At 61.5% G+C, this 26,587-nt stretch carries 27 protein-coding genes, 1 tRNA gene and 1 pseudogene; 15 read left to right on the forward strand and 14 right to left on the reverse strand.

Translation table 11 applies throughout. The features are described from left to right. Nucleotides 1-97 precede the first annotated feature (97 nt). From AC1MDC_RS13855 to catA, 9 genes are all read left to right on the forward strand, one after another. Nucleotides 98-2,224: a TonB-dependent receptor family protein gene (locus AC1MDC_RS13855; RefSeq protein ID WP_480393168.1), complete on the forward strand. Its 2,127-nt coding sequence runs from the start codon at nt 98-100 to the stop codon at nt 2,222-2,224. Nucleotides 2,225-2,372: 148 nt separating this feature from the next. Beyond that, a complete protein-coding gene (locus AC1MDC_RS13860; protein WP_480393169.1) occupies nt 2,373-3,329 on the forward strand; it encodes an AraC family transcriptional regulator in 957 nt (318 codons plus the stop codon). Between the two features lie 141 nt (nt 3,330-3,470). After that, a complete protein-coding gene (gene benA / locus AC1MDC_RS13865) occupies nt 3,471-4,826 on the forward strand; it encodes a benzoate 1,2-dioxygenase large subunit (RefSeq protein WP_480393170.1) in 1,356 nt (451 codons plus the stop codon). Then, nucleotides 4,826-5,314 (forward strand): benzoate 1,2-dioxygenase small subunit, encoded by a 489-nt coding sequence (gene benB, locus AC1MDC_RS13870; protein WP_011333747.1) that lies wholly within the window; start codon nt 4,826-4,828, stop codon nt 5,312-5,314. Before benA ends, benB begins: the two co-directional genes overlap by 1 nt. A 46-nt stretch (nt 5,315-5,360) precedes the next feature. After that, complete coding sequence (gene benC / locus AC1MDC_RS13875; protein ID WP_480393171.1) at nt 5,361-6,368, forward strand: benzoate 1,2-dioxygenase electron transfer component BenC; 1,008 nt, start codon at nt 5,361-5,363, stop codon at nt 6,366-6,368. A gap of 27 nt (nt 6,369-6,395) precedes the next feature. Next, nucleotides 6,396-7,157, forward strand: a complete 762-nt coding sequence (locus tag AC1MDC_RS13880; RefSeq protein ID WP_480393172.1) for a 1,6-dihydroxycyclohexa-2,4-diene-1-carboxylate dehydrogenase — start codon at nt 6,396-6,398, stop codon at nt 7,155-7,157. Between the two features lie 22 nt (nt 7,158-7,179). After that, nucleotides 7,180-8,301, forward strand: a complete 1,122-nt coding sequence (locus tag AC1MDC_RS13885; protein ID WP_480393173.1) for a muconate cycloisomerase family protein — start codon at nt 7,180-7,182, stop codon at nt 8,299-8,301. An 18-nt stretch (nt 8,302-8,319) separates the two neighbouring features. Beyond that, complete coding sequence (catC, locus tag AC1MDC_RS13890) at nt 8,320-8,610, forward strand: muconolactone Delta-isomerase (RefSeq protein WP_480393174.1); 291 nt, start codon at nt 8,320-8,322, stop codon at nt 8,608-8,610. Nucleotides 8,611-8,693: 83 nt separating this feature from the next. Then, complete coding sequence (catA, locus tag AC1MDC_RS13895; RefSeq protein WP_480393175.1) at nt 8,694-9,608, forward strand: catechol 1,2-dioxygenase; 915 nt, start codon at nt 8,694-8,696, stop codon at nt 9,606-9,608. Nucleotides 9,609-9,774: 166 nt separating this feature from the next. Here catA and ahr read toward each other — a convergent pair whose 3' ends face one another. Next, the gene (gene ahr, locus AC1MDC_RS13900) at nt 9,775-10,806 is read right to left on the reverse strand and encodes an NADPH-dependent aldehyde reductase Ahr (protein WP_480393176.1); all 1,032 of its coding nucleotides are present in this window, start codon (nt 10,804-10,806) and stop codon (nt 9,775-9,777) included. 51 nt (nt 10,807-10,857) lie between these two features. Further along, nucleotides 10,858-11,103 (reverse strand): hypothetical protein, encoded by a 246-nt coding sequence (locus AC1MDC_RS13905; RefSeq protein WP_085700340.1) that lies wholly within the window; start codon nt 11,101-11,103, stop codon nt 10,858-10,860. 164 nt (nt 11,104-11,267) lie between these two features. On the opposite strand from AC1MDC_RS13905, the gene AC1MDC_RS13910 reads away from it, so the two are divergent. Both AC1MDC_RS13910 and AC1MDC_RS13915 read left to right on the forward strand, forming a co-directional pair. Continuing rightward, a complete protein-coding gene (locus tag AC1MDC_RS13910; protein ID WP_480393177.1) occupies nt 11,268-11,915 on the forward strand; it encodes an ATPase in 648 nt (215 codons plus the stop codon). 86 nt (nt 11,916-12,001) lie between these two features. After that, the gene (locus tag AC1MDC_RS13915) at nt 12,002-12,343 is read left to right on the forward strand and encodes a YajG family lipoprotein (RefSeq protein WP_085700338.1); all 342 of its coding nucleotides are present in this window, start codon (nt 12,002-12,004) and stop codon (nt 12,341-12,343) included. 265 nt (nt 12,344-12,608) lie between these two features. Here AC1MDC_RS13915 and AC1MDC_RS13920 read toward each other — a convergent pair. The 6 genes from AC1MDC_RS13920 to AC1MDC_RS13945 all read right to left on the reverse strand — a co-directional run bounded on the left by AC1MDC_RS13920 (nt 12,609) and on the right by AC1MDC_RS13945 (nt 16,247). Beyond that, nucleotides 12,609-12,683, reverse strand: a tRNA-Gln gene (locus AC1MDC_RS13920). Nucleotides 12,684-12,912: 229 nt separating this feature from the next. After that, on the reverse strand, nt 12,913-13,119 hold the full coding sequence (locus AC1MDC_RS13925) for a hypothetical protein (protein WP_085700337.1): 207 nt from the start codon (nt 13,117-13,119) through the stop codon (nt 12,913-12,915). Nucleotides 13,120-13,215: 96 nt separating this feature from the next. Then, nucleotides 13,216-14,679 (reverse strand): GDL motif peptide-associated radical SAM/SPASM maturase, encoded by a 1,464-nt coding sequence (locus AC1MDC_RS13930; protein ID WP_085703723.1) that lies wholly within the window; start codon nt 14,677-14,679, stop codon nt 13,216-13,218. 103 nt (nt 14,680-14,782) lie between these two features. Continuing rightward, entirely contained in the window at nt 14,783-15,361 is a 579-nt protein-coding gene (locus AC1MDC_RS13935; protein ID WP_085700335.1) for a DUF1842 domain-containing protein, read from the reverse strand. Between the two features lie 39 nt (nt 15,362-15,400). Further along, nucleotides 15,401-16,027, reverse strand: coding sequence for a DUF1842 domain-containing protein (locus AC1MDC_RS13940; protein ID WP_085703724.1), 627 nt, complete (start codon nt 16,025-16,027; stop codon nt 15,401-15,403). Between the two features lie 34 nt (nt 16,028-16,061). Further along, nucleotides 16,062-16,247 (reverse strand): DUF1843 domain-containing protein, encoded by a 186-nt coding sequence (locus tag AC1MDC_RS13945; RefSeq protein ID WP_085700334.1) that lies wholly within the window; start codon nt 16,245-16,247, stop codon nt 16,062-16,064. A gap of 691 nt (nt 16,248-16,938) precedes the next feature. On the opposite strand from AC1MDC_RS13945, the gene AC1MDC_RS13950 reads away from it, so the two are divergent. Beyond that, nucleotides 16,939-17,646, forward strand: coding sequence for a TetR/AcrR family transcriptional regulator (locus AC1MDC_RS13950; RefSeq protein WP_085700333.1), 708 nt, complete (start codon nt 16,939-16,941; stop codon nt 17,644-17,646). After that, entirely contained in the window at nt 17,636-18,412 is a 777-nt protein-coding gene (locus AC1MDC_RS13955; protein ID WP_480393178.1) for a pyrroline-5-carboxylate reductase family protein, read from the forward strand. The genes AC1MDC_RS13950 and AC1MDC_RS13955 overlap by 11 nt, the downstream gene beginning before the upstream one ends. A gap of 48 nt (nt 18,413-18,460) precedes the next feature. Here AC1MDC_RS13955 and AC1MDC_RS13960 read toward each other — a convergent pair whose 3' ends face one another. Next, nucleotides 18,461-20,497 carry an oxidoreductase gene (locus tag AC1MDC_RS13960; RefSeq protein WP_480393179.1) on the reverse strand — a complete coding sequence of 679 codons (2,037 nt, stop codon included), beginning with the start codon at nt 20,495-20,497 and terminating at the stop codon, nt 18,461-18,463. A gap of 206 nt (nt 20,498-20,703) precedes the next feature. Between AC1MDC_RS13960 and AC1MDC_RS13965 the strand changes: the two genes are divergently transcribed. Together AC1MDC_RS13965 and AC1MDC_RS13970 are read left to right on the forward strand one after the other, a co-directional pair. After that, complete coding sequence (locus AC1MDC_RS13965) at nt 20,704-21,600, forward strand: glycine betaine ABC transporter substrate-binding protein (RefSeq protein ID WP_480393180.1); 897 nt, start codon at nt 20,704-20,706, stop codon at nt 21,598-21,600. Nucleotides 21,601-21,703: 103 nt separating this feature from the next. Continuing rightward, entirely contained in the window at nt 21,704-22,621 is a 918-nt protein-coding gene (locus tag AC1MDC_RS13970; protein ID WP_085703727.1) for a LysR substrate-binding domain-containing protein, read from the forward strand. A gap of 37 nt (nt 22,622-22,658) precedes the next feature. Here the strand turns inward: AC1MDC_RS13970 and leuD are convergent, their stop codons facing one another. The 5 genes and pseudogenes from leuD to AC1MDC_RS13995 form a co-directional block, all read right to left on the reverse strand. After that, a complete protein-coding gene (leuD, locus tag AC1MDC_RS13975) occupies nt 22,659-23,267 on the reverse strand; it encodes a 3-isopropylmalate dehydratase small subunit (RefSeq protein WP_480393181.1) in 609 nt (202 codons plus the stop codon). Nucleotides 23,268-23,270: 3 nt separating this feature from the next. Then, nucleotides 23,271-24,692, reverse strand: a complete 1,422-nt coding sequence (leuC, locus tag AC1MDC_RS13980) for a 3-isopropylmalate dehydratase large subunit (protein WP_480393182.1) — start codon at nt 24,690-24,692, stop codon at nt 23,271-23,273. Between the two features lie 128 nt (nt 24,693-24,820). After that, a complete protein-coding gene (locus tag AC1MDC_RS13985) occupies nt 24,821-25,333 on the reverse strand; it encodes a GNAT family N-acetyltransferase (RefSeq protein ID WP_480393251.1) in 513 nt (170 codons plus the stop codon). Continuing rightward, nucleotides 25,331-25,888, reverse strand: a pseudogene (locus tag AC1MDC_RS13990) (HD domain-containing protein); the annotation flags it as partial. The pseudogene AC1MDC_RS13990 and the gene AC1MDC_RS13985, both read right to left, overlap by 3 nt. Before the next feature lie 85 nt (nt 25,889-25,973). Continuing rightward, nucleotides 25,974-26,531, reverse strand: coding sequence for a helix-turn-helix domain-containing protein (locus tag AC1MDC_RS13995; RefSeq protein WP_085700325.1), 558 nt, complete (start codon nt 26,529-26,531; stop codon nt 25,974-25,976). Nucleotides 26,532-26,587: the final 56 nt, after the last annotated feature.

The following is a 26,587-nucleotide window of genomic DNA, read 5'->3' on the forward strand; positions in this document are numbered from 1 at the left end:
GAGCACCTGACAAAAAACCAAATCGCCATGTGTTTCCTTCGTTCTTTCATACGTCGCAGTTGTCACTGTCCGTTCCCGCCTGTCTGGAGTTCTCTCGATGCCTTCGCTCAAAACCCTGCCCGCTGCCTTGCTGGGGCTGGCCCTTGTCTGTCCGGTCAAGGCGCAATCCCAGGGACTGGAGCTGGGGCAAGTGCTGATCGGGGCCGAGGATCAGAGCGGTGAAGACGCGTCGGTGGAAGAGGCGAAGGCTCGTCTGGCCCAGGTTCCGGGTGGCAGCAACGTGGTCGATATGCGCCAGCCATTGCAGGGCCGGGTCGCGAGCAATCAGGACGTGCTGGCGTATCAGCCCGGTGTCTATGCCCAGTCGGCGGGCAACGAAGGGACGAAGATTTCGATCCGTGGTTCGGGCATCAACCGCGCTCCCGGTGCTCACGCTTCAGGGCTGTACACGATGCTCGACGGTCTGCCGCTGACCGGTCCCGGCGGCACGCCTTACGAATTGCTGGAGCCGCTGTGGCTCGACCATATAGAAGTGCTGCGCGGCGCCAACGGTTTTGATCGAGGTGCGCTGGCGCTCGGCGGCGCCGTCGATTACGTCAGCCACACCGGCTATAACGCGCCGCTACTGAATGTGCGCTACGTCATGGGCAGCCACGGTTATGCCCAGCGACAAGTCAGCTCCGGTCAGGTGCTGGGCGATTTCGATTACTACCTGTCGATGACCGACGCGCATTCCGACGGTTATCAGGATCACACCGCGAGCAAGAGCCAGGGCGTGATCGCCAACTTCGGTTATCGCTTCAATCCGAATCTGGAAACCCGCTTCTACATCCGTCACCGCGAGACCGACAACGACCTCGCCGGCCGGGTGACCAAACATTCCATCGAACATGATCCACGCGCGGCCAACCCGGCCTACGTGACGCGCAACGACAGCCGCGATCAGCCCGGCAGCACCTTCATCGGCAACAAGACCACGTACTACATCGATGACGATTCGAGTATCCAGACCGGTCTGGTTTATCACGATTACCCGATGGACCTGCGCGAAGGCCCGAACCGCTTGAAGGTCGCGTACACCGATGTCAGCGGCACGTTCGACTACAAGCGCCGCGACACGCTCTGGGGCATGGAGAGCAACAGCACCGTGGGCCTGCGGGTGACCAAACACCTGCCCAACGACGGGGCCAGCGAACGGGTGCGAATTCCTGCCGGCAACACCGCCCGCTATGCGCCGGGCACGCCTATGCGCAACTTCACTTATCAGGGTTCGGATTCTGTCCTGCACGTGGGCAACGATCTGGAAATCGCCGACGACCTGTGGCTGACCACCGGCCTCGCCGCGATCTACACCCGCCGCGAAAGCGCCGTGACCTATCCCGAAGGTGGCGGCAAGACCAGCCTCGGTGACTGGGACTACGCGCCCCGTCTGGGCCTGCGCTATCAGGTGACGCCGGATCTGCAACTGTTCGGCAACCTCAGCCGTTCGGTCGAAGCGCCGCATCCGTGGTCGCTGATCTACAGCTCCAACGTACGGTTCCCGGCCGGCAGCGGCGCCGCCACCGGCACCCAGCGCGATCCGGTCAAACTGCAGAACCAGACCGCGACCACCCTGGAACTTGGCGGCCGTGGCGACAGCACGCTCGGCGAATGGAGCCTGGCGTGGTACTACGCCCAGGTGCGCCACGAATTGCTTTCGGTGTTGCCGGACGCCAACGCCACCACGCCTTACGAACTCAACGCCAGCCCGACCGTGCACCAAGGTATTGAAGCCAGCCTCAACAGCAATCTGTGGACATCGAACGATGGCGGCAAGTTGAGCCTGCGCCAGGCCTACACCTTCAGCGACTTCCACTACCGCGACGACGATCGCTTCGGCGACAACCGCCTGCCGGGCCTGCCGATGCATTACTACCAGGGCGAACTGCGCTACGACTTCCCGCAGGGCTTCTTCGCGGCGGTCAACACGCAACTGGTCTCGAAAACCGCAGTGGATTACGCCAACAGTTACTACGCCGATCCTTACGCCACCTTCGGCGCGACGCTGGGCTACAACGCACCCAAAGGCGACTGGCAGACCTGGCTGGACATGCGCAACCTGACCGACAAGCACTACGCCGCAACCGTTACGCCGGGCTATGACGATAAAGGACTGGACGCCGCACGCTCCACGCCGGGCGAGGGCATGGCGATGTATGTCGGGGTGTCGTGGAGTCTGCTTTGATCCGACGAGAGCGCGGTGATTGAAATCGTTCGATCACCGGACAGCCAAACCTTCGTCCAATTGCCCGATCCGGCACGCCGGCGTACTGTGACCGGTGATGGCGCAAACCGTGACCATCACCATAACGACAAGATCGAGTGCCTTGCCCATGGACAGCCGCCTGCTGAGCGACCGCAGCAGCGTGTTTCGCCACGCTGACCCGTATGCCGTCTCCGACTATGTGAACCAGCACGTCGGCCAGCATTTCATCGGCCTGTCCAAAACCACCCACCCGCAAGCCAGCCTCAACCACCGCAAACTCGCCGACCTCGATCTGTGCCGCATCAGCTATGGCGGCAGCGTTCGCGTGACGTCGCTGGCGCTGGAAACCGTGTATCACCTGCAAGTCCTGCTGCAAGGCAACTGCCTGTGGCGCGGTCACAAGCGCGAGCATCATCTGGTGCCGGGCGAATTGCTGTTGATCAACCCGGACGATCCGGTCGACCTGACTTATTCCGACGATTGCGAGAAATTCATCCTCAAGGTGCCGGTCAGCGTGCTGGAGTCGGTGTGCGACGAGCAGCGCTGGCTGCATCCTGCCGGCGGCATCCGGTTCTTGCGCAATCATTACCGGCTCGACGAGCTGGAAGGGTTTACCCACCTGTTGGGCATGATCTGCCAGGAAGCCGAGGCCAGCGACCCGTTGCTGCGGGTGCAGGAGCATTACGCGCAGATCGTCGGCAGCAAACTGATTTCGCTGATGAACACCAACGTCAGCCGTGAATGCCTGAGTTCGCCGAGCGTCAGTTTCGAGCGGATCCTCGACTACATCGAACGCAACCTGAAGCGGGATCTGCCCGCCGAACACCTGGCGGCCCAGGCGAACATGAGCCCGCGTTCCCTGTACGCGCTGTTCGAACGCCAGCTCGGCGTGACCCCGATGCAATACATCCGCCAGCGCAAGCTGGCACGCATTCATGCCTGCCTAAGCGACCCGAGCTGTCCGGTGCGCAACCTCACCGAACTGGCGCTGGACTACGGCTTCCTGCACCTCGGCCGGTTCTCCGAAAGCTATCGCCAACAGTTCGGCGAATTGCCGTCCGTGACCTTCAAACGCCGTCACTGAATCCCCGCCCCGAAACAATCTGAAGCACCTGCCGCGCCGTCCTGCACAAAACGGATAGCCCTCTGCAGGATTCGGATATTGCCGCCCGCGTTGCCTCCCTAATCTGGCCTGGCCTGAACAATAACAATGGAGGCCCCGGCCATGTCCCTGGGAATCGACTACCTCAATGCCATGCTTGAAGAGGACCCCGAGAAGGGTGCCTACCGCTGCAAACGGGAAATGTTCACCGATCCGCGGCTGTTTGAACTGGAGATGGCGCACATCTTCGAAGGCAACTGGATCTACCTCGCCCACGAAAGCCAGATCCCCAACGCCAACGATTTTCTGACCACCACCATGGGTCGCCAACCCGTGTTCATCGCCCGCAACAAGGCCGGTGAGCTGAATGCCTTTCTCAATGCGTGCAGCCATCGCGGCGCTATGTTGTGCCGGCACAAGTCCGGCAACCGTTCCAGCTATACCTGCCCGTTCCACGGCTGGACGTTCAACAACAGCGGCAAACTGCTCAAGGTCAAGGACCCAAGCGAAGCCGGCTATCCCGAAGGCTTCAACTGCGAAGGCTCTCACGACCTGACCAAAGTCGCGCGTTTCGAATCCTATCGCGGCTTTCTGTTCGGCAGCCTGAATGCCAATGTGAAGTCGCTTGCCAAGCATCTGGGCGAGTCGGCCAAGATCATCGACATGATCGTCGATCAGTCCCCCGAGGGCCTGGAAGTGCTGCGCGGTTCCAGTTCCTATATCTACGAAGGCAACTGGAAACTCACCGCCGAAAATGGTGCCGATGGCTATCACGTCAGCTCCGTGCACTGGAACTACGCCGCTACTCAGAACCAGCGTCAGCAGCGCGACGCCGGAGAAGAAATCAAGACCATGAGCGCCGGCAGCTGGGCGAAAAAGGGCGGTGGTTTCTACTCGTTCGACCACGGCCATCTGCTGCTCTGGACCCGCTGGGCCAACCCCGAAGACCGTCCGGCCTACGAGCGCCGTGATGAGCTGGCGCAGGACTTCGGCCAGGCCCGTGCCGACTGGATGATCGAGAACTCGCGCAACCTGTGCCTGTACCCCAACGTGTACCTGATGGATCAGTTCAGCTCGCAGATCCGCATCGCCCGACCGATCTCCGTCGACAAGACCGAGATCACCATCTACTGCATCGCCCCCAAAGGCGAAAGCGCGGAGGCCCGGGCCAAACGTATTCGCCAGTACGAAGACTTCTTCAACGTCAGCGGCATGGCCACCCCGGATGACCTCGAAGAGTTCCGCTCGTGTCAGACCGGCTACGGCGCCGGGCGCGGCTGGAACGATATGTCCCGTGGTGCGACGCATTGGGTCGAAGGCGCGGACGCGGCGGCCGAGGAAATCGACCTCAAGCCCTTGCTGTCCGGCATGCGCACCGAGGACGAAGGCCTGTTCGTGCTGCAACACAAGTACTGGCAGGAAACCATGCTCAAGGCTGCTTCGACCGAGCCGGATCTGATTTCCGTGGAGGCTGTGTGATGAGCAATCTCTACGACACCGTGCGCGATTTCCTCTACCGCGAGGCGCGCTATCTGGACGACGGCCAGTGGGACCAGTGGCTGGAACTCTACGCCGCCGACGCCAGTTTCTGGATGCCGGCCTGGGACGACCACGACACCCTGACCGAAGACCCGCAAAGCGAAATCTCGCTGATCTGGTACGGCAACCGTGGCGGCCTCGAAGACCGGGTATTCCGGATCAAGACCGAGCGCTCCAGCGCAACGATTCCCGACACCCGCACCTCGCACAACCTCAGCAACATCGAGATCGTCGAGCAGGGCGAAGGCCAATGTCAGGTGCGCTTCAACTGGCACACCCTGAGCTTTCGTTATCAGGTCACCGACAGTTACTTCGGCACCAGCTTCTACACCCTCGACCTGCGCGGCGAACAGCCGTTGATCAAGGCCAAGAAAGTCGTGCTGAAGAACGATTACGTCCGTCAGGTCATCGACATCTATCACATCTGATCGAGACGGCGGCGAGCCGGGCTCGACGCTGTGAGCGAGGTGCACCATGAGTTTCCAGATCGCACTGAATTTCGAAGACGGGGTCACCCGTTTCATCGAGGCCTCGGGCCACGAAACCGTTGCCGACGCGGCCTACCGCCAGGGCATCAACATTCCGCTGGATTGCCGCGACGGCGCCTGCGGCACCTGCAAGTGTTTCGCCGAGGCCGGGCGATACGACATGGGCGACAACTTCATCGAAGACGCCTTGAGTGAAGACGAACTGGCCCAGGGTTACGTTCTGACTTGCCAGATGCGCGCCGAAAGCGATTGCGTGGTGCGGGTGCCGGTGGGCTCGCAGGTCTGCAAGACCGGGCAGGCGAGTTATCAGGCGGCGATCAGCGATGTTCGTCAGCTCTCCGAAAGCACCATCGCGCTGTCGCTCAAGGGTGAATCCCTGAGCAAACTGGCATTCCTGCCGGGGCAATACGTCAACCTGCAAGTGCCGGGCAGCGAGCAATCGCGCGCCTATTCCTTCAGCTCGTTGCAGAAGAACGGCGAGGTCAGTTTCCTGATCCGCAATGTCCCCGGCGGCTTGATGAGCAGCTTCCTCACCGGGCTGGCCAAGGCTGGCGACAGCCTGAATCTGGCCGGGCCGCTGGGCAGTTTCTACCTGCGCGAGATCAAGCGGCCGCTGTTGCTGTTGGCCGGCGGCACCGGGCTGGCGCCATTCACGGCGATGTTGGAGAAGATCGCCGAGCAGGGCAGCGAGCACCCGGTTCACCTGATCTACGGCGTGACCAACGATTTCGATCTGGTGGAACTCGACCGCCTCGAAGCCTTCGCCGCGCGGATTCCGAATTTCAGCTTCGGCGCCTGCGTGGCCAATCCGCAGAGCCAGCACCCGCTCAAGGGCTACGTCACCCAGCACATCGAGCCGCGCCACCTCAACGAAGGCGATGTCGACGTGTACCTGTGCGGCCCGCCGCCCATGGTCGAGGCGGTCAGCCAGTACATCCGCGAGCAGGGCATCACGCCGGCGAACTTCTACTACGAGAAATTCGCGGCAGCCTGAGTCTTCTTTCTGAATTGCGAGGTTGTCATGAACAACAGATTCGCCAACAAGGTCGCGCTGGTCACCGGCGCGGCGCAGGGCATCGGTCGCCGGGTGTGCGAGCGCTTGCTGGAGGAGGGCGCGCAGGTCATCGCCGTCGACCGCTCCGGGCTGGTTCACGAACTGCAGGGCGAGAGCGTGCTGTCGCTGACCGCCGACCTTGAGCAATACGCCGATTGCGCCCGGGTGATGAACGCCGCCATCGATGCGTTCGGGCGTCTGGATGTGCTGGTCAATAACGTCGGCGGCACCATTTGGGCCAAGCCGTTCGAGCATTACGAAGTCGAGCAGATCGAGGCCGAAGTGCGCCGCTCGTTGTTCCCGACGCTGTGGTGCTGCCACGCCGCGTTGCCATACATGCTCAAGCAGGGACGCGGCGCGATCGTCAATGTGTCGTCGATTGCTACCCGCAGCCTGAACCGCGTTCCGTATGGCGCGGCCAAAGGTGGGATCAATGCACTGACTGCCTGCCTGGCCTTTGAAAACGCCGAGCGCGGGATCCGGGTCAACGCCACCGCGCCCGGCGGCACCGAAGCGCCGCCCCGGCGCATTCCGCGCAACACCGCCGAACAGTCCGCGCAGGAACAGGCCTGGTACCAGGAAATCGTCGCGCAAACCCTCGATAGCAGCCTGATGAAACGCTACGGAACCATTGATGAACAGGTCGGCGCGATCCTGTTTCTCGCCTCGGACGACGCCTCCTACATCACCGGCGTGACCCTGCCGGTAGGCGGCGGTGACCTCGGTTGATCACGCTTGAATGGACACTGAAATGAACCGGATCCTGATTGAAAACCTGTCGGCGATCATCGTCGACCTGCCAACCATCCGCCCGCACAAACTGGCGATGCACACGATGCAGAACCAGACGCTGGTGATCCTGCGCCTGCGTTGCAGCGACGGTATCGAAGGCATCGGCGAGGCCACCACCATCGGCGGCCTGGCCTACGGCTACGAAAGCCCGGAAAGCATCAAGGCCAACATCGACGCGCACCTGGCGCCGGCGCTGATCGGCATGGACGCAGACAACATCAACGCCGCGATGCAGAAACTCGACAAGATCGCCAAGGGCAACACCTTCGCCAAGTCCGGCATCGAGAGCGCTTTGCTCGACGCCCAAGGCAAACGCCTCGGCCTGCCCGTAAGCGAACTGCTCGGTGGCCGGGTCCGCGACAGCCTCGAAGTGGCCTGGACCCTGGCCAGCGGCGACACCGTCCGCGATATCGCCGAAGCCGAACAAATGCTGGAAGCGCGGCGGCACCGGATCTTCAAGTTGAAGATCGGCGCCAACCCGCTGGAGCAGGATCTCAAACACGTCGTGGCGATCAAAAAAGCCCTGGGCGAGCGCGCCAGTGTACGGGTTGACGTCAACCAATACTGGGACGAGTCGCAGGCGATTCGTGGCTGTCAGGTGCTCGGCGACAACGGCATCGACCTGATCGAGCAGCCGATCTCGCGGGTCAACCGCTCCGGGCAGATTCGCCTGAACCAGCGCAGCCCGGCGCCGATCATGGCCGACGAATCGATTGAAAGCGTCGAGGACGCGTTCAGCCTCGCCGCCGACGGCGCCGCCAGTGTTTTCGCCCTGAAAATTGCCAAGAACGGCGGCCCGCGCGCCGTGTTGCGCACCGCGCAAATCGCCGAAGCCGCCGGCATCGCCCTGTACGGCGGCACGATGCTTGAGGGTTCCGTCGGCACTTTGGCCTCGGCCCACGCTTTCCTCACCCTCAGGCAACTGACCTGGGACACCGAGCTGTTCGGCCCGCTGTTGCTGACCGAAGACATCGTCACCGAGTGCCCGCAATACCGTGACTTCCACCTGCACATTCCACGCACCCCGGGCCTGGGCCTCGCGCTGGATGAAGAGCGTCTGGCGCGTTTTCGCCGGCATTGATTCCCCAAGGAGAACGCCATGCTGTTCCACGTAAAAATGACCGTGAAGTTGCCTGCCGACATGGACCCGGTCGTTGCCACCCGGCTCAAGGCCGACGAGAAGGAACTCGCCCAGCGCCTGCAACGCGAGGGCCAGTGGCGCCACCTCTGGCGCATCGCCGGGCACTACGCCAATTACAGCGTGTTCGACGTCCCGAGCGTCGAAGCCTTGCACAACACCCTGATGCTGCTGCCGCTGTTTCCCTACATGGAAATCGAAATCGACGGCCTCTGCCGCCATCCCTCGTCGATCCACGCCGACGACCGCTGAGCCCAAAAAATGAATCCACCGCTGAAACCTGTGGTTGATCCGAGAGAGCTGAGTAAACACAACAACAAGATGAGGTGAACACCATGACCGTGAAGATTGCCCACACTGCCGAACTGCAGAAGTTCTTCGAAGAAGCCGCCGGTTTTGCCAACGATGGCGGCAGCTCACGCTTGAAAACCATCGTCCTGCGGGTGTTGCAGGACAGCGCCCGGATCATCGAAGACCTCGAAATCAACGAAGACGAATTCTGGAAAGCCGTCGACTACCTCAACCGTCTGGGTGGCCGCTCGGAGGCCGGGCTGCTGGTGGCCGGCCTCGGTCTTGAGCATTTCCTCGACCTGCTGCAGGACGCCAAGGATGCGCAGATCGGCTTGACCGGCGGCACGCCGCGCACCATCGAAGGCCCGTTGTACGTGGCCGGCGCGCCGCTGTACGAAGGTGAATGCCGGATGGACGACGGCCGCGAAGAGGGCGTCGCCACGCTGATGTTGCTCGAAGGCCAGGTGTTCGACCCGCAGGGTCAGCCGCTCGCCGGCGCCACGGTCGACCTGTGGCACGCCAACACCAGGGGCACCTATTCGTTCTTCGATCAGAGCCAGTCCGAGTACAACCTGCGTCGGCGGATCATCACCGACGCCGAAGGCCGCTATCGCGCCCGCAGCATCGTGCCCTCCGGTTACGGCTGCGACCCGCAAGGCCCGACCCAGGAATGCCTCAATCTGCTCGGCCGCCACGGCCAGCGCCCGGCTCACATTCACTTCTTCATTTCTGCACCGGGGCATCGACACCTGACGACGCAGATCAATCTGTCGGGGGACAAATACCTGTGGGATGACTTCGCGTACGCGACCCGGGAAGGGTTGGTCGGGGAGGTCGAGTTTCTGGAGGATGCAGCGGGACGCCGAGCCGAACTGAAATTCGACTTCCAGTTGCAGCAGGCGCCGGATGCGCTGGCTGAACAGCGCAGCCAGCGACCGAGGGCATTGCAGGACGTCTGAAGGCAGGAAAGGGAGCCCATGGCTCCCTCTCTTCTGAAAAACGTAATGCTAAATCGGCAGGTGCTGGGCTTATGGAATAAGTTCGAAAGCTCAGATCTGCACGGGCTTGAAGGTGTTTCTCAGGCAAAAAAGGGCGCGTGAGTTTTTGACTCACGCGCCTTCGGGTTCATTTGCTGGCGTTCAACACAATCCGGTATCGCGCTTTGCCGCTGCGCAGATGGTCAACAGCTTCATTGACCTTGCTCATCGGAAATTCCTCGACATGCGGCAGGATCTGATGCCGCGCGCAGAACTCAAGCATGGTCGCTGCCGTGGCGGGCGAGCCGACCGGGGAGGCTGACAGGGATTTCTGTTGAGGGATGAGGTTGAACACATGCACAGGAATCGCGTCGGGCACGATGCCGACGAAGTGCAGCCGCCCCTTGCCGCGCAGGGTGGCGAGCATGGCCGTCCAGTCGAGGTTGGCGTTGGCGGTGATCAGCAGAAAGTCCAGGGTGCCGGCAATCGCTTTCAGCGCCTCGCTGTCGGTGGAAGCGACGACCTTGTGGGCGCCGAGGCGTTTGGCTTCGTCCTGTTTGCTCAGGGAAGAGGTGAACGCGGTGACATCGCAACCCCAGGCATTGAGAAATCGCAGTGCCAGATGGCCGAGGCCGCCGATGCCCACCACGCCGACCCGGTCGGTCGGCTTGATGTCGAATTCCACCAGCGGATTGAAGACCGTGGAGCCGGCGCAGAACAGCGGACCGGCGAGTGCCGGGTCGAGGTTGTCCGGCAGTTTCAGCGCCCAGGCCCAATGCGTGCGCAGCCGATCGGCGAAACCGCCGTGGCTGCCGATAATCGTCGGTTTTGCGGTGGCGCACAGGTGATGGGAACCACCGATGCAGGACGAGCAATGCATGCAGCTGCCCTTGTACCAGCCGATTCCCACGCGCTGACCGATTTCCAGACCGCGCACCTGCGGGCCGGTGCGCACGATGCGGCCGACCACTTCATGGCCGGGAATGAAGGGGTATTGACTGACACCCCAGTCGTTGTCGATCAGCGACTGGTCGGAATGGCAGACGCCGCAATATTCCACGGCGACTTCGACTTCTTCGTCGCCCAGCGGGCCGGGGTCGTAACTGAAGCGCTCCAGCGGCGCGCCGGCCGAGGTGGCGGCCCAGCCGGTGAATGTCGTGGGTTCGGTGTTATTGCTCATGGGACACCTCCAGGTCTGGCGCTGCGGGCGCAGCCTGAAGAGTCTAGCGTGTCATCGGGCGGGCGCTAGCCAGGTGTTCAGCACGCGCCGGTCCAGCTCTTCCCAGTCCGCCATGCCCAGCACTCGGGTGGTATTGAGGCCGCGCAGATAACCGCGCAACTGATTGGCCACGGCTTGTACCGACTCTGAATTGTCCGCTGACTGGCTCAGTACGGTTTCGTATTCGACCAGGTATTCGGCCACCCGGTCGCGGAACTCGGGCAAGACGGCATCGCGGATCAGGTCAAAGGTTCGCACGGTTAATCCTCATCTGTTTTCGTTGTGATTGAGTGTGGCGCAGTCTGCATGGGGTTCAACTATTGCTTCAAGTAATAGTGACCATCAAGAAACGCAAGTTCTGCTTTGGCGCCGATGGGCGGAAAATCGCCTCCATCGAACACGCCGCTGAAGGAATTTGCGCGATGAAGACTTTGACCCGACTGGCTGTAGTCGCCCTGCTGATGAGCGGGGTGGCCGCTACCGTAGCCCCGGCTTATGCAGATGATGCCCAGTCGTGCCATTTTCTGCCCGTCGCCGCCAGCAGCGCCGCGCTGCAGCACTCGCAAACCGTCGGTGTGCTGTACAGCGAAAACACTCTGGACAACCTGCAATACCTCGAGCGTTACCACGATGTGGCGGTGAACGGCGCCAAAGACGCGCTCGATGCGCGGATTCGTGACGCCTTCGTCGACAGCTCCGATCCGGAGCTGGCCATCGACTGGCTGATGAGTTCGCTGCAACAGCAATTTCTCTCGGTAACCGTCTATGACAGCCTCGATGCGCTGGTGCAGGCCCATCCGGACGTTGTGGTGATGCTCGACACTCACAACCGTTTGCTGACCCAACGCAACAGTCAGGTCGAAGCGCGGTTCGCCGCACGCTTCTATGACGCCAACCTGCAATACATCGGCAAGGCTGAAGGCGCGGTGGAGAAGCAACTGCCGTCGGTGTGGGTACACAACAAGGCAGCGCCTGAAATCGCTGCCGGGATCGAACAGCAGCGCGACCTGCAACTGAGTGCCTTGAAACAGTTCGATGACTCGCTCAAGGCCCTGGTGAGTGCAGGCTGAACCCCTTGATCAAAAACGGCAACGTCAGTGCCCGTGACACTGAACGTTGCCGAAGAACCGAACCTTTTATTTTCAGGATTTTTTCCATGCGTACCTTTGTTATCCCTGTCATGGCCTGCGCCACTTTGTTGCTGACCGCTTGCGCCTCCGCGCCGAACGACCCGACGTTGACCCTGCAGACGCACAAGACGCCTGCCCAGTACGCCGAATGCGTGGTGCCGAAACTGCAGGGCAGCGCGCTGAACCCGACCGTGTCGCAGACCCAGCGCAGCTACCGGATCGTGGTGCCGAGCAAGGTGGCGGCGGACAACGTGCTGGAAGCCTACAAGGCACAGGACGGCGGCAAAGTGTTTTTGTATGAGCGCCACTTGCTGGCGTCGAGTTTCCTGCCGTCGAGTTTTGAACGGGCTGCCCAGGAGTGCCTGTAACGCCTGTCGGTTAACGCTTTTGAAGATGCTCCTTTGGTTGGCCGCAACCAACCAATTCTTTGCCCCGCACCTTGCGGGGCATTTTTTTTGCGGAAAAAAAATCGCCGCTTTCATCAGCTCTGCAGAAGAAATGCGAGGGCTGATGAAAGCGGCGATTTATTGATTGTTCGGGCGTGAAGAAATACGCCAGGTGCACATGCAAACAGGAAAGGATCGATAACGAAAAAAACGAGAGGGAACTGGAGAGGGTGAAACGAGGAAAAAATGGCAGGGGCGGCTGGATTCGAACCAACGCATGGCAGGATCAAAACCTGCTGCCTTACCGCTTGGCGACGCCCCTGTAGCTATTGGTTTCAGTCCCGGGAGGACCTCTGCAACAGTGGGCGGCACTTTACCAGCGCTCTTTCGATCTGTGAACCCCTGAAACAGATAAATTTCATGGAAAACAGCTACTTATTTCCCGGACGGCATCGCCGCTCAGGTTTTTCGGGCTTTTCAGCGAGCGCCATCAAAACTGGCGCGAGCGCCGTAGCCCGAAAACCTGGCGAAAACCTGCCTCGACGAACCGATCAGTTGCCGTCCGCAACCTTGCGTTCGATTTCGTCGACCTTGCGTTGCAACTCCTCCGCGTCCTGCTCCTTGGTGCGGGTCGATGAGGGCGTGATGACCTCATCCACACCACGGGTGGCGTCGTCCCGATCCTCAAGATCGCGTTTCACCACATTGACCGGTTTGCCGGACGTATCAGTAGGTGGGGCTTTGCTGTCGTTGTTCATGGTGCTGACCTCCGTTGGCTTAAACGTTGGATACAGCGCCACCGGGCGAGTTCGAGATTTTTAGCGGCAACCGGGCGAACGGCAGCCGCTGCCGTCTCAGCTCACCGAACTCGGCATTCCCGCCAGCAAACCGGTCAGCGTCTTCATGATCGCCTGCTGACGCGCCCGGTCGGTCAGGTGCCGGGCCTCGGCGGCGGCGACATCGGCATGGCAGTGCGGGCAGATCGATTCGTGCGGGTGGATGTATTGCAGGCAGTCGCGGCACAGGGCCAGTTGCGTCGGCAGGCGTCCTTCCTCGGGGGAGGACTGGCCCTGATTGATCCAGGCGAGCTTGATCACTTGCCCGCTGTCGCTGACGCTGCTGACTTTTTCGCCGGTGTCGATGCGTTCGGTGATCAGGTCAAAACGTCCGACCGCAAACGAGCGCTGGGCGGCGTCTTCGACTTTGACGATGCGCTCGCGCAAACCCTGTTTTTGCAATTCCAGGGTTCGGTAATGGCAGTAAGGATTGTTGCCGGGTTTGCCCAGCAGTGAATGCGACGTCCAGGTGCAGCCGCCCCGGCAGACGTCGTTGTAATAGCAGCTTCGGCAGTAACCCCACAGGTCATCGACCGAGCGCAGGCGGCCGAAGTGCATGCCTTCGCTGTAGTGCCAGATGTCGTGCAGGCTCATATTGCGCACGTTGCCGCCGGAAAACCCGACGGTCGCCAGTGACGGGCAACCTTTAACCGTGCCGTCCGCTTCCAGCGCCAGCACGGTCTGGCCGGCCGCGCAGCCGCTCCAGTGCACGCGTTCGTCGCCGAAGCCGCGCCACAGATGTTCGTAAGGGCCGTAATAACCGATGTTGTTGCCGACGTTCATCAGCAGGCCGCGATCCAGTCCTTCGCGGTACAACCGGGCGAGTAGCGGCATCACTTCCAGCAGCTTGTACGGCTGGAGCAACAGTTCGGGATGGTCGACGGCGTTGCCCATGGCCACCGTGATCTGGATCTGCCAATGGGTGGCGCCGAGCTCGATGATGGTGTCCATCAGTTCTGGCAGATCCGGCAACGTGGCCGCGCCGATCTGGGTGTTGACGCTGACGGCCAGCCCTGACGCCTTGGCCCGGCGCAGGGTATCGACAGCCTTGTCGAACGAGCCGGGTACGTTGCGCACCTTGTCGTGCAGCGGCGCGAGTCCGTCCAGGGAAATGCCGACCCCGTTGAGCCCCGCTTCGACCGCTGCCTGCATCTTCGCTGGCGTCAGATTGCGCCCGCCGGTCTGGATCGCGCAGTACATGCCGTGGTCGTGGATGGCGCGGATCAGTTGCGTCCAGTCCTTGCGCAGATAGGCTTCGCCGCCGATCAGGGTGATCTCGCGGGTGCCCAGGGCGGCGAGGGAATCGATCACGTCGAGGCATTCGCGGGTGTTGAGTTCATCGGGGCGCCGATGCCCCGCGCGGGAGCCGCAATGCAGACACTTGAGGTCGCAGGCGAGGGTGATTTCCCAGACCACGTGCACCGGCACGTAGCGTTTGAGATCGGTGTCGCTGAGGTAGCGGGCAGGGCGGTTGTCTGTCATGGGAGATCCTTGCGCACGGGCCTGTGCGCGGCACGATTGGACTGACCTCGATTGGCTGGAAGACCGGGGGCGGTCACCCGTGACCGCCCCCGGGCCGTACGACTTAGCGCGCTTCCAGTCGCGCGATTTCCGCATTCAGCTGTTCAAGGGCACTGCGCAAGGCACCCTCGTGGGCCAGCTGTTGTTCGCCTTGCTGCACCGCGACTTTCAACTGCGCCAGATCACCGCTTTCCTTCGCCGTTTGCACGGCCACGGCGTACAGCGGCTGGACATGATGCTCGGGCGGAAGAGGCTCGACGCTCGGTGCCTGATGCACGGCGACGTGCCGCACGTCCTGCCACTGGCCGCCGTCGTTGTAGCGGTAATCGATAAAACCGCTGGTCCAGTCGTTCAGGATGCCCTTGAGGTGGAAGGTCTGGGCAATCTGACTCAGCGGGCCGCTCGGGCTGCCATCAAGTGTGAGAATGATGTAGGTCTCGGTGGATGGCGTCAGCCTGGCCTCGGAGTAGTCGCCCCAGACCCGGGCATGGAAATTCACCGGTGGCCAGGTGCTCTGGAACACGCTCGCGGTTCCGCTGACTTTTTTGCGGACGGTATCGACCACGATATCGAGGGTCAGAACCGGTGCGCCCAGCAGTGAGTTACTGGCGATGAGGCGGGTGTGAAAAAGTCCGATCGACATGATGCTGCTCCTTGTGAAAGTAATGGTTCCATTAGCCGATCAGCGACTTTGCACGCGGCTGATTTCTTTGTTGGCGTCGTCCACCGCTTTGCGCAACAGCGGCAGTTGCTCCAGCTGCTGTCTGGCCTGCGCGGACAGGCTTTTCATCTGCGCCAGATCTCCGCTGGCGATGGCGCCCTGAATCGGCGCGGCATACAGCGGCAGAACCGGTTTGTGCGGCTCGATCACCGGGCCGGGATTGAACGGCTGAAGCACTTTCGAAGGCACCTCCACCAGATGCGCCGGCACGTTGTTCAGTTCGTGCCAGCGCTGGCCGTCGAAGTACTCATAGTTGGCCACGCCTTCGCGCCAGTCGGTGCCAACCACCAGGTGGATCTTGAAGTTGATGATCGAGTTGGAGCCGGGTCCGCCATGGTTGCCCTGGGCGGTGATCAGGATCTTGCTGACACCGGGCTTCATCACCGTCATGTAGGTGTATTCGCCCCAGACGTCCGAGTCGATGTCGAGCGGCGGATTGGTCGCCTGAGTCACGGCGGCGTTGCCGGTGACATGCTGCTGCGGCGTGGACACCAGCAGGTTCAGCGCAAGGCTCTGCGCCCCTGGCTGACCCGTACCGATCCGGTAGCTCACCGGGAACAAGCCGACATTTTGCTGAGTAGCTGACATGTTGATTGCCTCCATTGCAATGTGGGAAATGGCCTCAGGGTTTTTCCAGTCTGGAAACTTCTTTGGCCAGGTTTTCGTACGCGGTTTGTAGCTCCTTCGCTTCCGGCTTCGTTGAATCGCGCTGCTTCAACAAAGTCTTCATCTTCTGCAGATCGCCGCCGGTGATCGCGCTCTGGATGGCGACGCCATAAGGCGGGATGTTGTGATTTGAACCAGTCATATCGAGGCCTTCCTCGTGGGTGTTTGCCGCTCGACCCCTTGCGCAGAAGGGGCGCCTTTCCTGACAGGCAGGCGAACGACATCGGCCGGAATCACCGACAACCGGGATTCTCGGGGACGTGACAGCCTGATCCGTCGGGATCTGATCAATCCGTAAACAGGGTTCGCGCAGGGACGGCGCCGCAACGCCGGCCCAGATCGTCAGCCAAAACCGTCAGGCCTGGCTTCGGGCGTCAATGAAGGGGGTTGCCGGTGGGGCAATCGGGGGAATCTCGCCTGTACGTTGGTCATCTTTCTGTCCTTGATAGAAAGCAACGAAACACAGGGATAGGTCGTTCACTCTTCAAGAGTGCAATACCCGCGCAAGCACAAAAACCATCCCTGATTTTTCTTCCAGTGTTGCTGATGGCGCTCGTCGAGCGACGTTTGCCAAATGGCCAGCATTTTGCCAGCCACGCAACCCTAGACCCGTTTTTGCAGGGCTGCCAGAAAAAGCGCCGAACGGTCATTTCTGTTCAACGCAGGAATTCTGGCGCAGGCTCGGTCGGCCTTTCGGCGGCGCTTTCAAGCGATTGAAACAAGATCGACATGGGCGCTGAAGCGCGTTCGGAAATGAAAAATGTACGCCGATGTACATTGCGTGTACGGCGCGTGTAAAGTCCGGTCAAAGTCTCAAAGACAGGTGCATTGCAATGACGCAGGCAGGACGGACAAAAAACAAGGCTCAGGATTCAGGATGGCGCGGTTCCGTGGACGTCTGGCTGGACGCCGCGTATGAGGCTTTGAAGGAATCCGGAGTCGACGCAGTCAGGGTGATGCCGCTGGCCAAGCGCCTGAACCTGTCGCGCACCAGCTTCTACTGGTTCTACGAAGATCGAGAGCAACTGCTCGCGGCGCTGCTGGCCCGTTGGCGGGACAAGAACACGGGTGGGCTGGTGGGGCAGTGCGAGCGTTATGCCGAAAGCGTGTCCGAGGCGATCCTCAATGTTTTCGAGTGCTGGCTGAACCCCGCGTTGTTCGATTCGCAGTTTGAATTCGCAGTGCGCAGCTGGGCGTTGCAATCGGATGAAGTCGCCGCGCAAATCGCGCTGGCCGACGACGCGCGGATCAATGCGCTGGCCGCGATGTTTCGCCGTTTCGGTTACGAGCCGGGGGCGGCCGATGCCCGCGCCCGGACGATCTATCTGACGCAGATCGGCTACATCTCGATGAAAACCACCGAAGACGTGATCGTGCGATTCCGGCGAATCCCGCAGTACGTCACCGTGTTTACCGGAAAGTCCCCAAAACGACGCGAACTGGATCGGTTTTTCGGTCAGTTCGGCTATGCCGAGACGGAGCCGGGGGTGTTTGTCCCTCTGGTGGAAACCTTCGAAGAGGCGCTGCCCGATGACCAATAGAACGCTGGGAATCATCGGCGGCACGGGCTGGCTGGGAAAGGCGATTGCCGAGTCGTTGCTGGCTCCGGGGTTCATCAGGCCGAGCGAGCTGCTGATCTCGAACCGCTCGGGCAGTGCTGATGTTGCACCGGGAGTGCGGGTGTTGAGTGACAACCAGTCACTGGTCGACCGCAGCGATATCGTCATGCTGTCTGTGCGGCCCGAGCAGTTTCGCGAGTTGCAGATCGATGCGCGGGGCAAACCGGTGGTATCGCTGATGGCTGGCATTTCAGCGTCCGCCCTCAGTGCCGCGACAGGCGCGCGAGTGGTGGTGCGGGCCATGCCGAACGCGGCGGTGGATATCCGCCAATCCTATACACCGTGGTTCGTGGCCGGCTCCCTGGCCGATGAGGAGCGCGACTGGCTGCAGCGATTGTTCGAGTGCGTGGGCACGGCGGACGAGGTGCCCGATGAAGACTGCATCGATTATCTGAGCGCGTTGTCCGGCACCGGGCCGGCGTTTCCGGCGCTGCTGTGCGCTGCACTCGCCAGTCAGGCCGAAGCGGCCGGCATTCCCGCACGGATTGCGCAGCGGGCGGCACGGGCGGTGGTGGTGGGCGGCGGTCAACTGCTGGCCGAGCGGGAGCCGCAAGCTCTGCTGGATGCCTTGATGGCTTATCGCGGCGTCACGGCGGCAGCGTTGCAGTCGATGACCGGTCAGAACATCGAAGACATTGTGGGACGAGCCATACAGGCCGGCGCCCAGGTTGCCCGGCGCGGCCTGTAGTTGGTCGATACGGCAATTTCCCTCCCGCAACAGGAGGGAAGGCCGGTTTCAGAGGTCTTTCATCAACCGTAACGCGTCGTAAATTGCCGCATGGGTGTTGCGGGCGGCCACGGCGTCGCCAATCCTGAACAGCTGAAAACGTCCCTGCGGGTGAGTGACGATGTCCTGAGCCTTGCCGGCAATCAGGTTGTGTTGTTCCACCGCGCCGCCGTTGCTCGAATGCGCGCGCAGGTCGAAATACAGATCATCCAGCGGAATCGTGCCGTGATTGACCACTACCTGATCCACCACCCGCTGCTTGTGCACCGTACCGTAATCACTGCCGAGCGTTGCCACCAGGCGCCCGTCGCGGCGCTCGACCGAATCGACGCGATAAGTGACGGTAAAGGTGACATCCAGATCCTGCAGGCTGCGCATGTAAGGCACCAGATTCATCGCCATGACTTCCGGAGCAAAACTGCGATCGGGGGTGACGATTTCGACACTCGCACCGCTGGCGGCGATGACTTCGGCAGCCTGTAGCGCAGCGTGGTCGCCGGCATCGTCATAGATCAAGACATGCCGGCCCGGTTTGATGTCACCGGCGATGATGTCCCAGGTTGAAACCACCAGGTCGTTGCCGGCACTGAGCACGTCCGTGTGGGGCAGACCGCCGGTGGCGACAATCACCAGATCCGGTTCATGCTGCAGTACCGTGTCGGCTTCGGCCCAGGTGTTGAAGTGAAACTTCACGCCCAGACGTTCGCACTGCGCCATGCGCCAGTCGATGATGCTGATCATCTCCCGCCGCCGTTCGCTGAGGGCGGACAGACGGATCTGCCCGCCGGGGCGCTCCGCCGCTTCCAGCACCGTAACGTCATGACCGCGTTCGCCCGCGACCCGCGCGGCTTCAAGTCCCGCAGGGCCGGTGCCGATCACCAGCACTTTGCGTTTGCGTGCGGCCTTGGGAATTTCGTGGGGCATGGTGGTTTCGCGGCCGGTCGCCGGGTTGTGGATGCAGTAAGCGGCGCCGCCCTGGTAGATGCGGTCCAGGCAATAGTTGGCGCCGACGCAGGGACGGATATCGTCCTCACGTTTTTCGATGATCTTGCGCACGATATGCGGATCGGTCATGTGCGCCCGGGTCATGCCGACCATATCGACCTTGCCTGAGGCGATGGCATGGCGAGCGGTGGCGACGTCAGGGATTTTCGCCGCATGGAAGGTCGGGAAACCGGTGGCCGCGCGGATTTCACCGGCAAAATCCAGGTGCGGCGAATTGCGCATGCCCTGGATCGGAATGACATCGGTCAGGCCCGCATCGGTGTCGATGTGGCCGCGTACGACATTGAGAAAATCCACGAGTCCGCTGTCTTTCAGCAGGTGGGAAATCTGCAAGCCTTCGCTGGCATCCAAGCCACCGGGCAAGCCTTCATCGCCGGTGTAGCGCACGCCCAGCAGGAAGTCCTCGCCGACCCGCTGACGAATCCCGCGCAGAATATCGAAGGTGAAGCGCATGCGGTTTTCCAGCGAGCCGCCGTACGGCCCGTCGAGTTCGTTGGTCAAGGGTGACCAGAACTGGTCCATCAGATGCCCGTAGGCTTGCAACTCCAGACCGTCCATGCCGGCGGCATGCATCCGCTCGGCGGCGTCCACATAGTCCTTGATGATGCGTTGGATATCCCAGTCTTCCATTTTCTTCGGGAAGGAACGGTGCGCCGCTTCGCGATGGTGCGACGGCGAAACCACTGGCAACCAGTCGGCCTTGTCCCAGCGGGTGCGGCGGCCCAGATGCGTCAACTGGATCATCACCGCCGCGCCATGCTCGTGGCATTCGTCGGTCAGGTCTTTGAGCCACTTCACCACCTCATCCTGGTAGGCGAGCACGTTATTGAACACCGGCGGGCTGTCCCTGGAAACGGCGGCGGAACCGGCCGTCATGGTCAGCGCGACACCAGCCTTGGCACGTTCGACGTGGTAGGCGCGATACAAATCCTTGGGCATGCCGTCTACCGGGTAGGCCGGTTCGTGAGCGGTGGTAATGATCCGGTTTCTGAGCGTCAGGTTCTTGATTTTGTAAGGCTGCAACAGGGGATCGCTGGACATGGTAATGCGCTCCGGGGTGGGCTTGATCAGGCTCGGCGACTTGAAATTAGGTCAACTGTACAGGCGTGTCAATCATGGTTGACACATGTGTACATTTTGCTTGCGCGGTGCTTCGGCCAGGCATAGGATTGCGCCAGACGCCTCAACCGCAAGGCCGTCCAGATTGAGACATACCTGCCGATCCCACCTCCAAAGGAAGACGCTTGATGAACGCTCATTCGCCTTATCGAAATACGCTTTTCGCCCTGATTCTGGCCACGTTCGCTGCACAGGCCCAGGCCGCCGAACCTGCACCCGTGCGCATTGGCTGGGTCAACTGGTCGGACACCGAAATCACCGTCAAACTCGCCAGCGCCGCGCTTCAGGATCACCTCAAACAACCGGTGAAACTGGTGATGGCCGATATCGGTATTCAGTTTCAGGCCCTGGCCAACGGCAATATCGACCTGATCCCGATGGTCTGGTTGCCAAGTACCCACAAGGCGTTCTACGACAAATACAAAGATCGCCTCGAAGACCTCGGCGTGCTGTATGAAGGGCGGATCGGCATGGCCGTCCCGACCTCGGTGCCGATCAGTGAAGTGGCCAGTGTCGAGGATCTGAACAAGCCGCAAGTAAAGGAAAAACTCGAAGGCAAGATCCTCACCTCGGAGGTGGGCAACGGCCAGTACAAGCTCACGGTCAAGGCGATCGAGGAGTACAAGCTTGATGGCTACAAACTGGTGGCGTCTTCGGAAAGCGGCATGCTCAATGAGCTGGATCGCAACCTGAAGCGGGACAAATGGTCACTGGTCAATGCCTGGAGCCCGCACTGGATGTTCTCCAAATGGTCGTTGCGCTACCTGGATGATCCGAAGCAGATTTTCGGTGGTGCCGAGCAGATCCATGCGATGGCGCGCAAGGGGTTCAGTGCCGAGTATCCGCAGGTGGCGTACTTCTTCGCTCACTACTCGATCCCGCAGGCAGATCTGGAATCCTTGATGATGCAGGCACGCCAGACCTCATCGGACCAGGCGGTCGCGGCCTATTACGCGGCTAACAAATCGCGGTTCGAAGCAATGTTCGAGCCGGGCACGCAAACCGCCAGTACTCGACAACCCTGATCACGGCGCCGGGGCTCAGCCCACGCCGGGCCCCGGCTGGCGAGGCGTTGATTCGATGTTATCCTTCGCAAAATGTGCGACAAACAGCGAGGGCGACCGGCCTATGAACACGAATCGTGACCAGTTTCCCCTGCCCGAAGACCTCAGGGTCTTCCTTACCGTCATCCGCAAGAACGGCTTTGCCAGCGCCGCCGATGAGTTGGGCTTCTCACCGGCCTATGTCAGCAAACGCATCTCGGTGTTGGAAACCACGCTGGCGAGCAAACTGCTGCACCGCACCACCCGGCGCATCGCGCTGACCGACGACGGTGAGCGGGTGCGGATTTGGGCCGAGAAACTGCTGGGAGATTTCGATCAGTTCCTCGGCGAGATTTCCCAGGCCCGGCATCAACCGGCGGGGTCGCTGCACATTTGCAGCAGCTTCGGTTTCGGCCGTAATCATGTGGCGCCCGCGATCAGCCAGTTGTCTCGAACGTGCCCGAAACTCGATATCCGGCTGGACGTATTCGACCGCGTGGTCGATCTGGTGGGCGAGGGCTTTGATCTTGAAATCCTCGTCGGGGACGACGTGCCGGGTCAGCACATCGCACGCAAACTGGTCAGTAACCGGCGCGTGCTGTGCGCCACGCCCGAATACCTTGAACGCCGGGGCACGCCGCAATCCCTTGAAGACCTGAAAGACCACGATTGTCTGGTACTCAAGGAACGCAACAACGCGTTCGGTATCTGGGCCCTGAGCAAGGACGGGCAAGAGGAGACGGTGCGCGTCAATGGCCCGCTGTCCTCCAACAGCGGCGAAATCGTGCTGGAGTGGGCCTTGAGCGGCGGCGGGATTCTGTTGCGCTCGATGTGGGACGTCAAACCGATGCTCGAGCAAGGGCGGCTGGTGCAGGTGCTGGAGGAGTACACCCAAAGCGCCAACGTCTGGGCGGTCTATCCGGTGCGGCTCAGTGAGTCGGCGAAATTGCGGGTGTGCGTGGAATTTCTGGAAGAGTACTTCCGCGATTTGTCTGTGGAATGAAAACGGGCGACTCAAGTGAGTCGCCCGTTTTTTGTGTTCAGCGCAGCCAGGGATTGTCCGCCAGATGCCGCGCTTCAAAGGCGCGGATCTGCTCGGTGCGTTGCAGCGTGGTGCCGATGGCATCCAGTCCCAGCAGCAGCGATTGTTTGCGCAACTGATCGATCTCGAATTCGATCAGCGTGCCGCCAGCCAGCTCGATGGTCTGCTGCGCCAGGTTCACGCTGATCCGCGCGGTCTCCGGGACGGTGATCGCCTCGGCTACGCGCCTGAACGGCGCGTCGTCAAGCTGAATCGCCAACACGCCATTACGCTGGCAGTTGTCATAGAAAATCCCGGCAAACGTGGTGCCGATCAAGGCCCGGATGCCGACTTGCTTCAAGCCCCACACCGCGTGTTCGCGGCTGGAGCCGCAGCCGAAGTTGGGGCCGGTCACAAGAAACGCCGCGTCCTGCCAGGCCGGCTGGTTGAGCACGAATTCAGGGTTGGGTTCGCCGGAGGCGAGAAAGCGCTGATCGAAGAACAACCCGCGATCCAGCCCCCGACGATCGATGCCCTTGAGAAACTGCTTGGGCATGATCACGTCGGTGTCGATGTTGGACGCAAGAAACGGCGCGGCGCTGCCGCTGACAGTGTCGAAAGGTTGCATGGTTCAAGCCTCCAGCGCGACGCTGCGCACGTCAGTCAAATGACCGGTGATGGCCGCCGCTGCGACCATTGCCGGGCTCATCAGGTGGGTGCGCGCACCGGCGCCCTGACGGCCTTCGAAGTTGCGATTGGTGCTCGACGCACAGCGATCACCCGGCGCGAGCACGTCATCGTTCATCGCCAGGCACATCGAGCAGCCTGATTGCCGCCATTCGAAACCGGCGTCGAGAAAGATCTGCGCCAGGCCTTCGTCCTCGGCCTGATTGCGCACCAGCGTCGAGCCGGGAACGATCATCGCCCGCACGTGGGCCGCCACACGCTTGCCGCGCACCACGCGGGCAACGTCACGCAAGTCTTCGATCCGCGCATTGGTGCAGGAGCCGATAAAGGCATGGCTGATCGTCACTTCGTTCAGCGGCATGCCGGGTTTCAGTCCCATGTAATCGAGGGCTCGCTGCAGGCCCTGACGCAGGATCGGATCGGGCTGCGAGGCCGGGTCCGGCACGTGTCCGCTGACCGGTGAGGCCTGATCGGGGCTGGTGCCCCAGGTCACCATCGGCTCCAGCGCGGCGACGTCGAGGCTGACTTCACGATCAAACACCGCGCCATGATCGCTGTGCAGGGTTTTCCAACGCTCGACGGCCTGTTCCCAGATCTTGCCCTTGGGCGCACGCGGCTTCAGTTGCAGATACGCGAACACCTTGTCATCGGGCGCCATGAATGCACCTCGGGCGCCGGCTTCGACGGCCATGTTGCAGATGGTCATGCGCGCCTCGACGCTGAGGGCGCTGATGGTCGGGCCGGCGAATTCGATGGCGTAACCGGTGGCGCCGGACGCGCCGATCTTTTCGATCAGCGCCATGATGATGTCCTTGGACGTGACGCCTTCGGCCAGCTCACCGTTGACCATCACCCGCAGGGTTTTCAGGCGTTTGTAAACCAGAGTCTGTGTCGCCAGCAGGTGCTCGATTTCCGAAGTACCGATACCAAAACCGAACGCGCCCAGTGCGCCGTAAGTGGTGGTGTGGCTGTCACCGGCCGCGACCACCATGCCCGGCAAAATGAAGCCTTGTTCCGGCGCCACCACGTGTTCGATGCCCTGGCGTTTGTCCAGTACATCGAACAGTTCGATGCCGAAGTCGCGGCAGTTTTCTTCGAAGTACGACACCTGCCGCGCGCCCCCGGCGTCAGGCATGGTCGCGATGCGTTTCGGTGCGGTGGGATTCACATGATCGACCACCGCCAGTGTCGCAGCAGGTCGCCAGACATCGCGCCCGGACTCGCGCAATCCGCTGAAGGCTTGCGGGCTGGTGTATTCGTTGGCGACCTGGCGGTCGATGTAAAGCAGCACGTGGCCCTGATCGTCGAGGGTGCAGACGGTGTGACTGTCGATGTGCTTCTGATACAGGGTTCTGGGGCTGGGCATGGCGTTGGCTCTTTTCTGTCAGTGCAAAAACAACGTACGGACAGAGTCATTGATCGCCGAAACGGCATCAAGAGCGCTTTGGTGAAGCCATAGACCACGAAATGTGAGCAATCAAAAGCGATGGGGCGCTACTCGGTAGCCTCGAACGCCTCGTGATATTTCACCACGCCCACCGGCAACTCCCCGCCAAACGCCAACGCCTGAAAGTACTCCGCCGGAATCCCCGGCAACTCCAGACCGGCATGGGCCTTGAAGCCAAAACGTCCGTAATAGCCCGGATCACCCAGTACCACGCAGCCAACGCCGCCAAAACGCTGCAACTCCGCCAGCGAAGCTTTCATCAGCGCCGAACCGATGCCTTGCTGCTGGCGGGTCGGGCACACGGAGATTGGGCCCAGGCCATACCAGCCTTGAGTGCCGGAGGAAATCGTCACCGGTGAAATGGCCACATGGCCGACCACCGTGTCGTTCTCCACTGCCACCAGCGAAACGCTGAGCTGGCCGGCGTGGCGCAAGGCGTTGACGATGAATTGTTCAGTGTGGCTGGAGTGTTCTTCGTGCTGGAACGCGGCCTCGGTGATTCGGGCGATGGCGTCGATGTCTTCGGGGTGTTCGTTGCGGATTGTGATGTTTGTGTTCATGCGCTCTCGGGTATCGCGGTCGATCAGGGTTCGAAGGGTTTCGAACAGCGGATCGGCATTGGTGTATTGCTTGCCGTAGGCCAGGTTGAAGCCATAGTCGAAGTCTGGCGGATTCTTCCCTTGCGTGTGTTGTAAAAGTGTTTCCAGCTTGTCGAGGGCCTTCACGGCTTTGGCTTCGGGAGAACGGGCGTTTTCGTAGTCGTCCCAGAGTGCGAGGATTTCGCTTCTCAGCGCGTCGTCCAGAGAGCGGGTGAGCAGCAGCAAGTCATTGCGCTCCTGTTCGCCCTTGTCGGGAAAACCGGCTTGATCGACCGCCGGAATGTCACCGTTGATGGCTTCGCCGAGGTCGTGGATGACGCACATTTTCAGGACTTTCAGCACATCGAGCCCGGCCAGGTCGTCGGCGAACACGATCGCCATCAGGCACAGGCGCCAGCTGTGTTCGGCGGTGCTTTCGCTGCGCCCGGAGGAAGTGTGCGCGCTTCTGAGGACGTCCTTGAGCCGTTCTGCTTCGCGCAGGAAGTCGAGGCGTCCCTTGATTTTTTCGAGGTTCATACGGTGGCCGGGATAAAGAGAGCAGGGCTCAAAGCCTAGGCCCGGCCTCGATCATCGTCCACGCATAAAATATGCGGCGGATGGCCTACAGCGTTTCCACCAGCCGTGCGGCGGTGCCGTCGGAGAGGGCGATCCGCGTCCAGCGGCAGAGGCCCGGCTGGATCGGCACGAGGGCGGAGTCATTGCTGCCCGTCAGAAATTCCAGAGCCGGCGGCGCCTGGACTTCTCGCCAACCGGCGTCATCCAGCAAGGATTCCTTGTGCCGGATTTCCACTGTCGCAAAACGCCACAGCGACTGCCCCAGCAGATCGCTCAGCGGGCTGGCGAACTGTGCGGCGCGAGCCGGCGAACAGGCCAGCAGGCGATGGGTCAGGTCGCAGACGAGGTGAACCGGGCGCGCGCTGTCCGTGACCAGTCGCGCGAGGGCCTGATCGGCGGCGCTGTCGAGTCGCGCCGCGAGCAGCCTTTCGAGCTGAAGATGGGCGTCCGGGTCCATCGCCTGCACGCCGCTTTCCCAGCGGGAAATGGTCGACTGAGTGACCTTGAACAACTCGGCGGCATGGCCCTGCTTGACGCGGTGCAGCACGCGCCAGCGGCGTAGGGCAATGCCGGGCAGACTGGGCTTCAACAAGATGTCGGGCATGGCGATGGATCGCAGAAGGAATGCGGGCCGACAGTCTGAAGACTGTCGGCCCGTGC

Source organism: Pseudomonas sp. 1, assembly GCF_056626735.1.

Coding starts and splice junctions, on each gene's coding strand:
- AC1MDC_RS13955 (WP_480393178.1), top strand. CDS start 17,636: ATGACCAATAGAACGCTGGGAATCATCGGCGGCACGGGCTGGCTGGGA.
- AC1MDC_RS13995 (WP_085700325.1), bottom strand. CDS start 26,531: ATGCCCGACATCTTGTTGAAGCCCAGTCTGCCCGGCATTGCCCTACGC.
- catA (WP_480393175.1), top strand. CDS start 8,694: ATGACCGTGAAGATTGCCCACACTGCCGAACTGCAGAAGTTCTTCGAA.
- AC1MDC_RS13925 (WP_085700337.1), bottom strand. CDS start 13,119: ATGAACAACGACAGCAAAGCCCCACCTACTGATACGTCCGGCAAACCG.
- AC1MDC_RS13935 (WP_085700335.1), bottom strand. CDS start 15,361: ATGTCGATCGGACTTTTTCACACCCGCCTCATCGCCAGTAACTCACTG.
- AC1MDC_RS13885 (WP_480393173.1), top strand. CDS start 7,180: ATGAACCGGATCCTGATTGAAAACCTGTCGGCGATCATCGTCGACCTG.
- catC (WP_480393174.1), top strand. CDS start 8,320: ATGCTGTTCCACGTAAAAATGACCGTGAAGTTGCCTGCCGACATGGAC.
- AC1MDC_RS13910 (WP_480393177.1), top strand. CDS start 11,268: ATGAAGACTTTGACCCGACTGGCTGTAGTCGCCCTGCTGATGAGCGGG.
- AC1MDC_RS13860 (WP_480393169.1), top strand. CDS start 2,373: ATGGACAGCCGCCTGCTGAGCGACCGCAGCAGCGTGTTTCGCCACGCT.
- AC1MDC_RS13965 (WP_480393180.1), top strand. CDS start 20,704: ATGAACGCTCATTCGCCTTATCGAAATACGCTTTTCGCCCTGATTCTG.
- AC1MDC_RS13950 (WP_085700333.1), top strand. CDS start 16,939: ATGACGCAGGCAGGACGGACAAAAAACAAGGCTCAGGATTCAGGATGG.
- benB (WP_011333747.1), top strand. CDS start 4,826: ATGAGCAATCTCTACGACACCGTGCGCGATTTCCTCTACCGCGAGGCG.
- AC1MDC_RS13960 (WP_480393179.1), bottom strand. CDS start 20,497: ATGTCCAGCGATCCCCTGTTGCAGCCTTACAAAATCAAGAACCTGACG.
- ahr (WP_480393176.1), bottom strand. CDS start 10,806: ATGAGCAATAACACCGAACCCACGACATTCACCGGCTGGGCCGCCACC.
- AC1MDC_RS13930 (WP_085703723.1), bottom strand. CDS start 14,679: ATGACAGACAACCGCCCTGCCCGCTACCTCAGCGACACCGATCTCAAA.
- AC1MDC_RS13970 (WP_085703727.1), top strand. CDS start 21,704: ATGAACACGAATCGTGACCAGTTTCCCCTGCCCGAAGACCTCAGGGTC.
- AC1MDC_RS13940 (WP_085703724.1), bottom strand. CDS start 16,027: ATGTCAGCTACTCAGCAAAATGTCGGCTTGTTCCCGGTGAGCTACCGG.
- AC1MDC_RS13880 (WP_480393172.1), top strand. CDS start 6,396: ATGAACAACAGATTCGCCAACAAGGTCGCGCTGGTCACCGGCGCGGCG.
- AC1MDC_RS13855 (WP_480393168.1), top strand. CDS start 98: ATGCCTTCGCTCAAAACCCTGCCCGCTGCCTTGCTGGGGCTGGCCCTT.
- AC1MDC_RS13945 (WP_085700334.1), bottom strand. CDS start 16,247: ATGACTGGTTCAAATCACAACATCCCGCCTTATGGCGTCGCCATCCAG.
- leuD (WP_480393181.1), bottom strand. CDS start 23,267: ATGCAACCTTTCGACACTGTCAGCGGCAGCGCCGCGCCGTTTCTTGCG.
- AC1MDC_RS13915 (WP_085700338.1), top strand. CDS start 12,002: ATGCGTACCTTTGTTATCCCTGTCATGGCCTGCGCCACTTTGTTGCTG.
- benC (WP_480393171.1), top strand. CDS start 5,361: ATGAGTTTCCAGATCGCACTGAATTTCGAAGACGGGGTCACCCGTTTC.
- leuC (WP_480393182.1), bottom strand. CDS start 24,692: ATGCCCAGCCCCAGAACCCTGTATCAGAAGCACATCGACAGTCACACC.
- AC1MDC_RS13985 (WP_480393251.1), bottom strand. CDS start 25,333: ATGAACACAAACATCACAATCCGCAACGAACACCCCGAAGACATCGAC.
- benA (WP_480393170.1), top strand. CDS start 3,471: ATGTCCCTGGGAATCGACTACCTCAATGCCATGCTTGAAGAGGACCCC.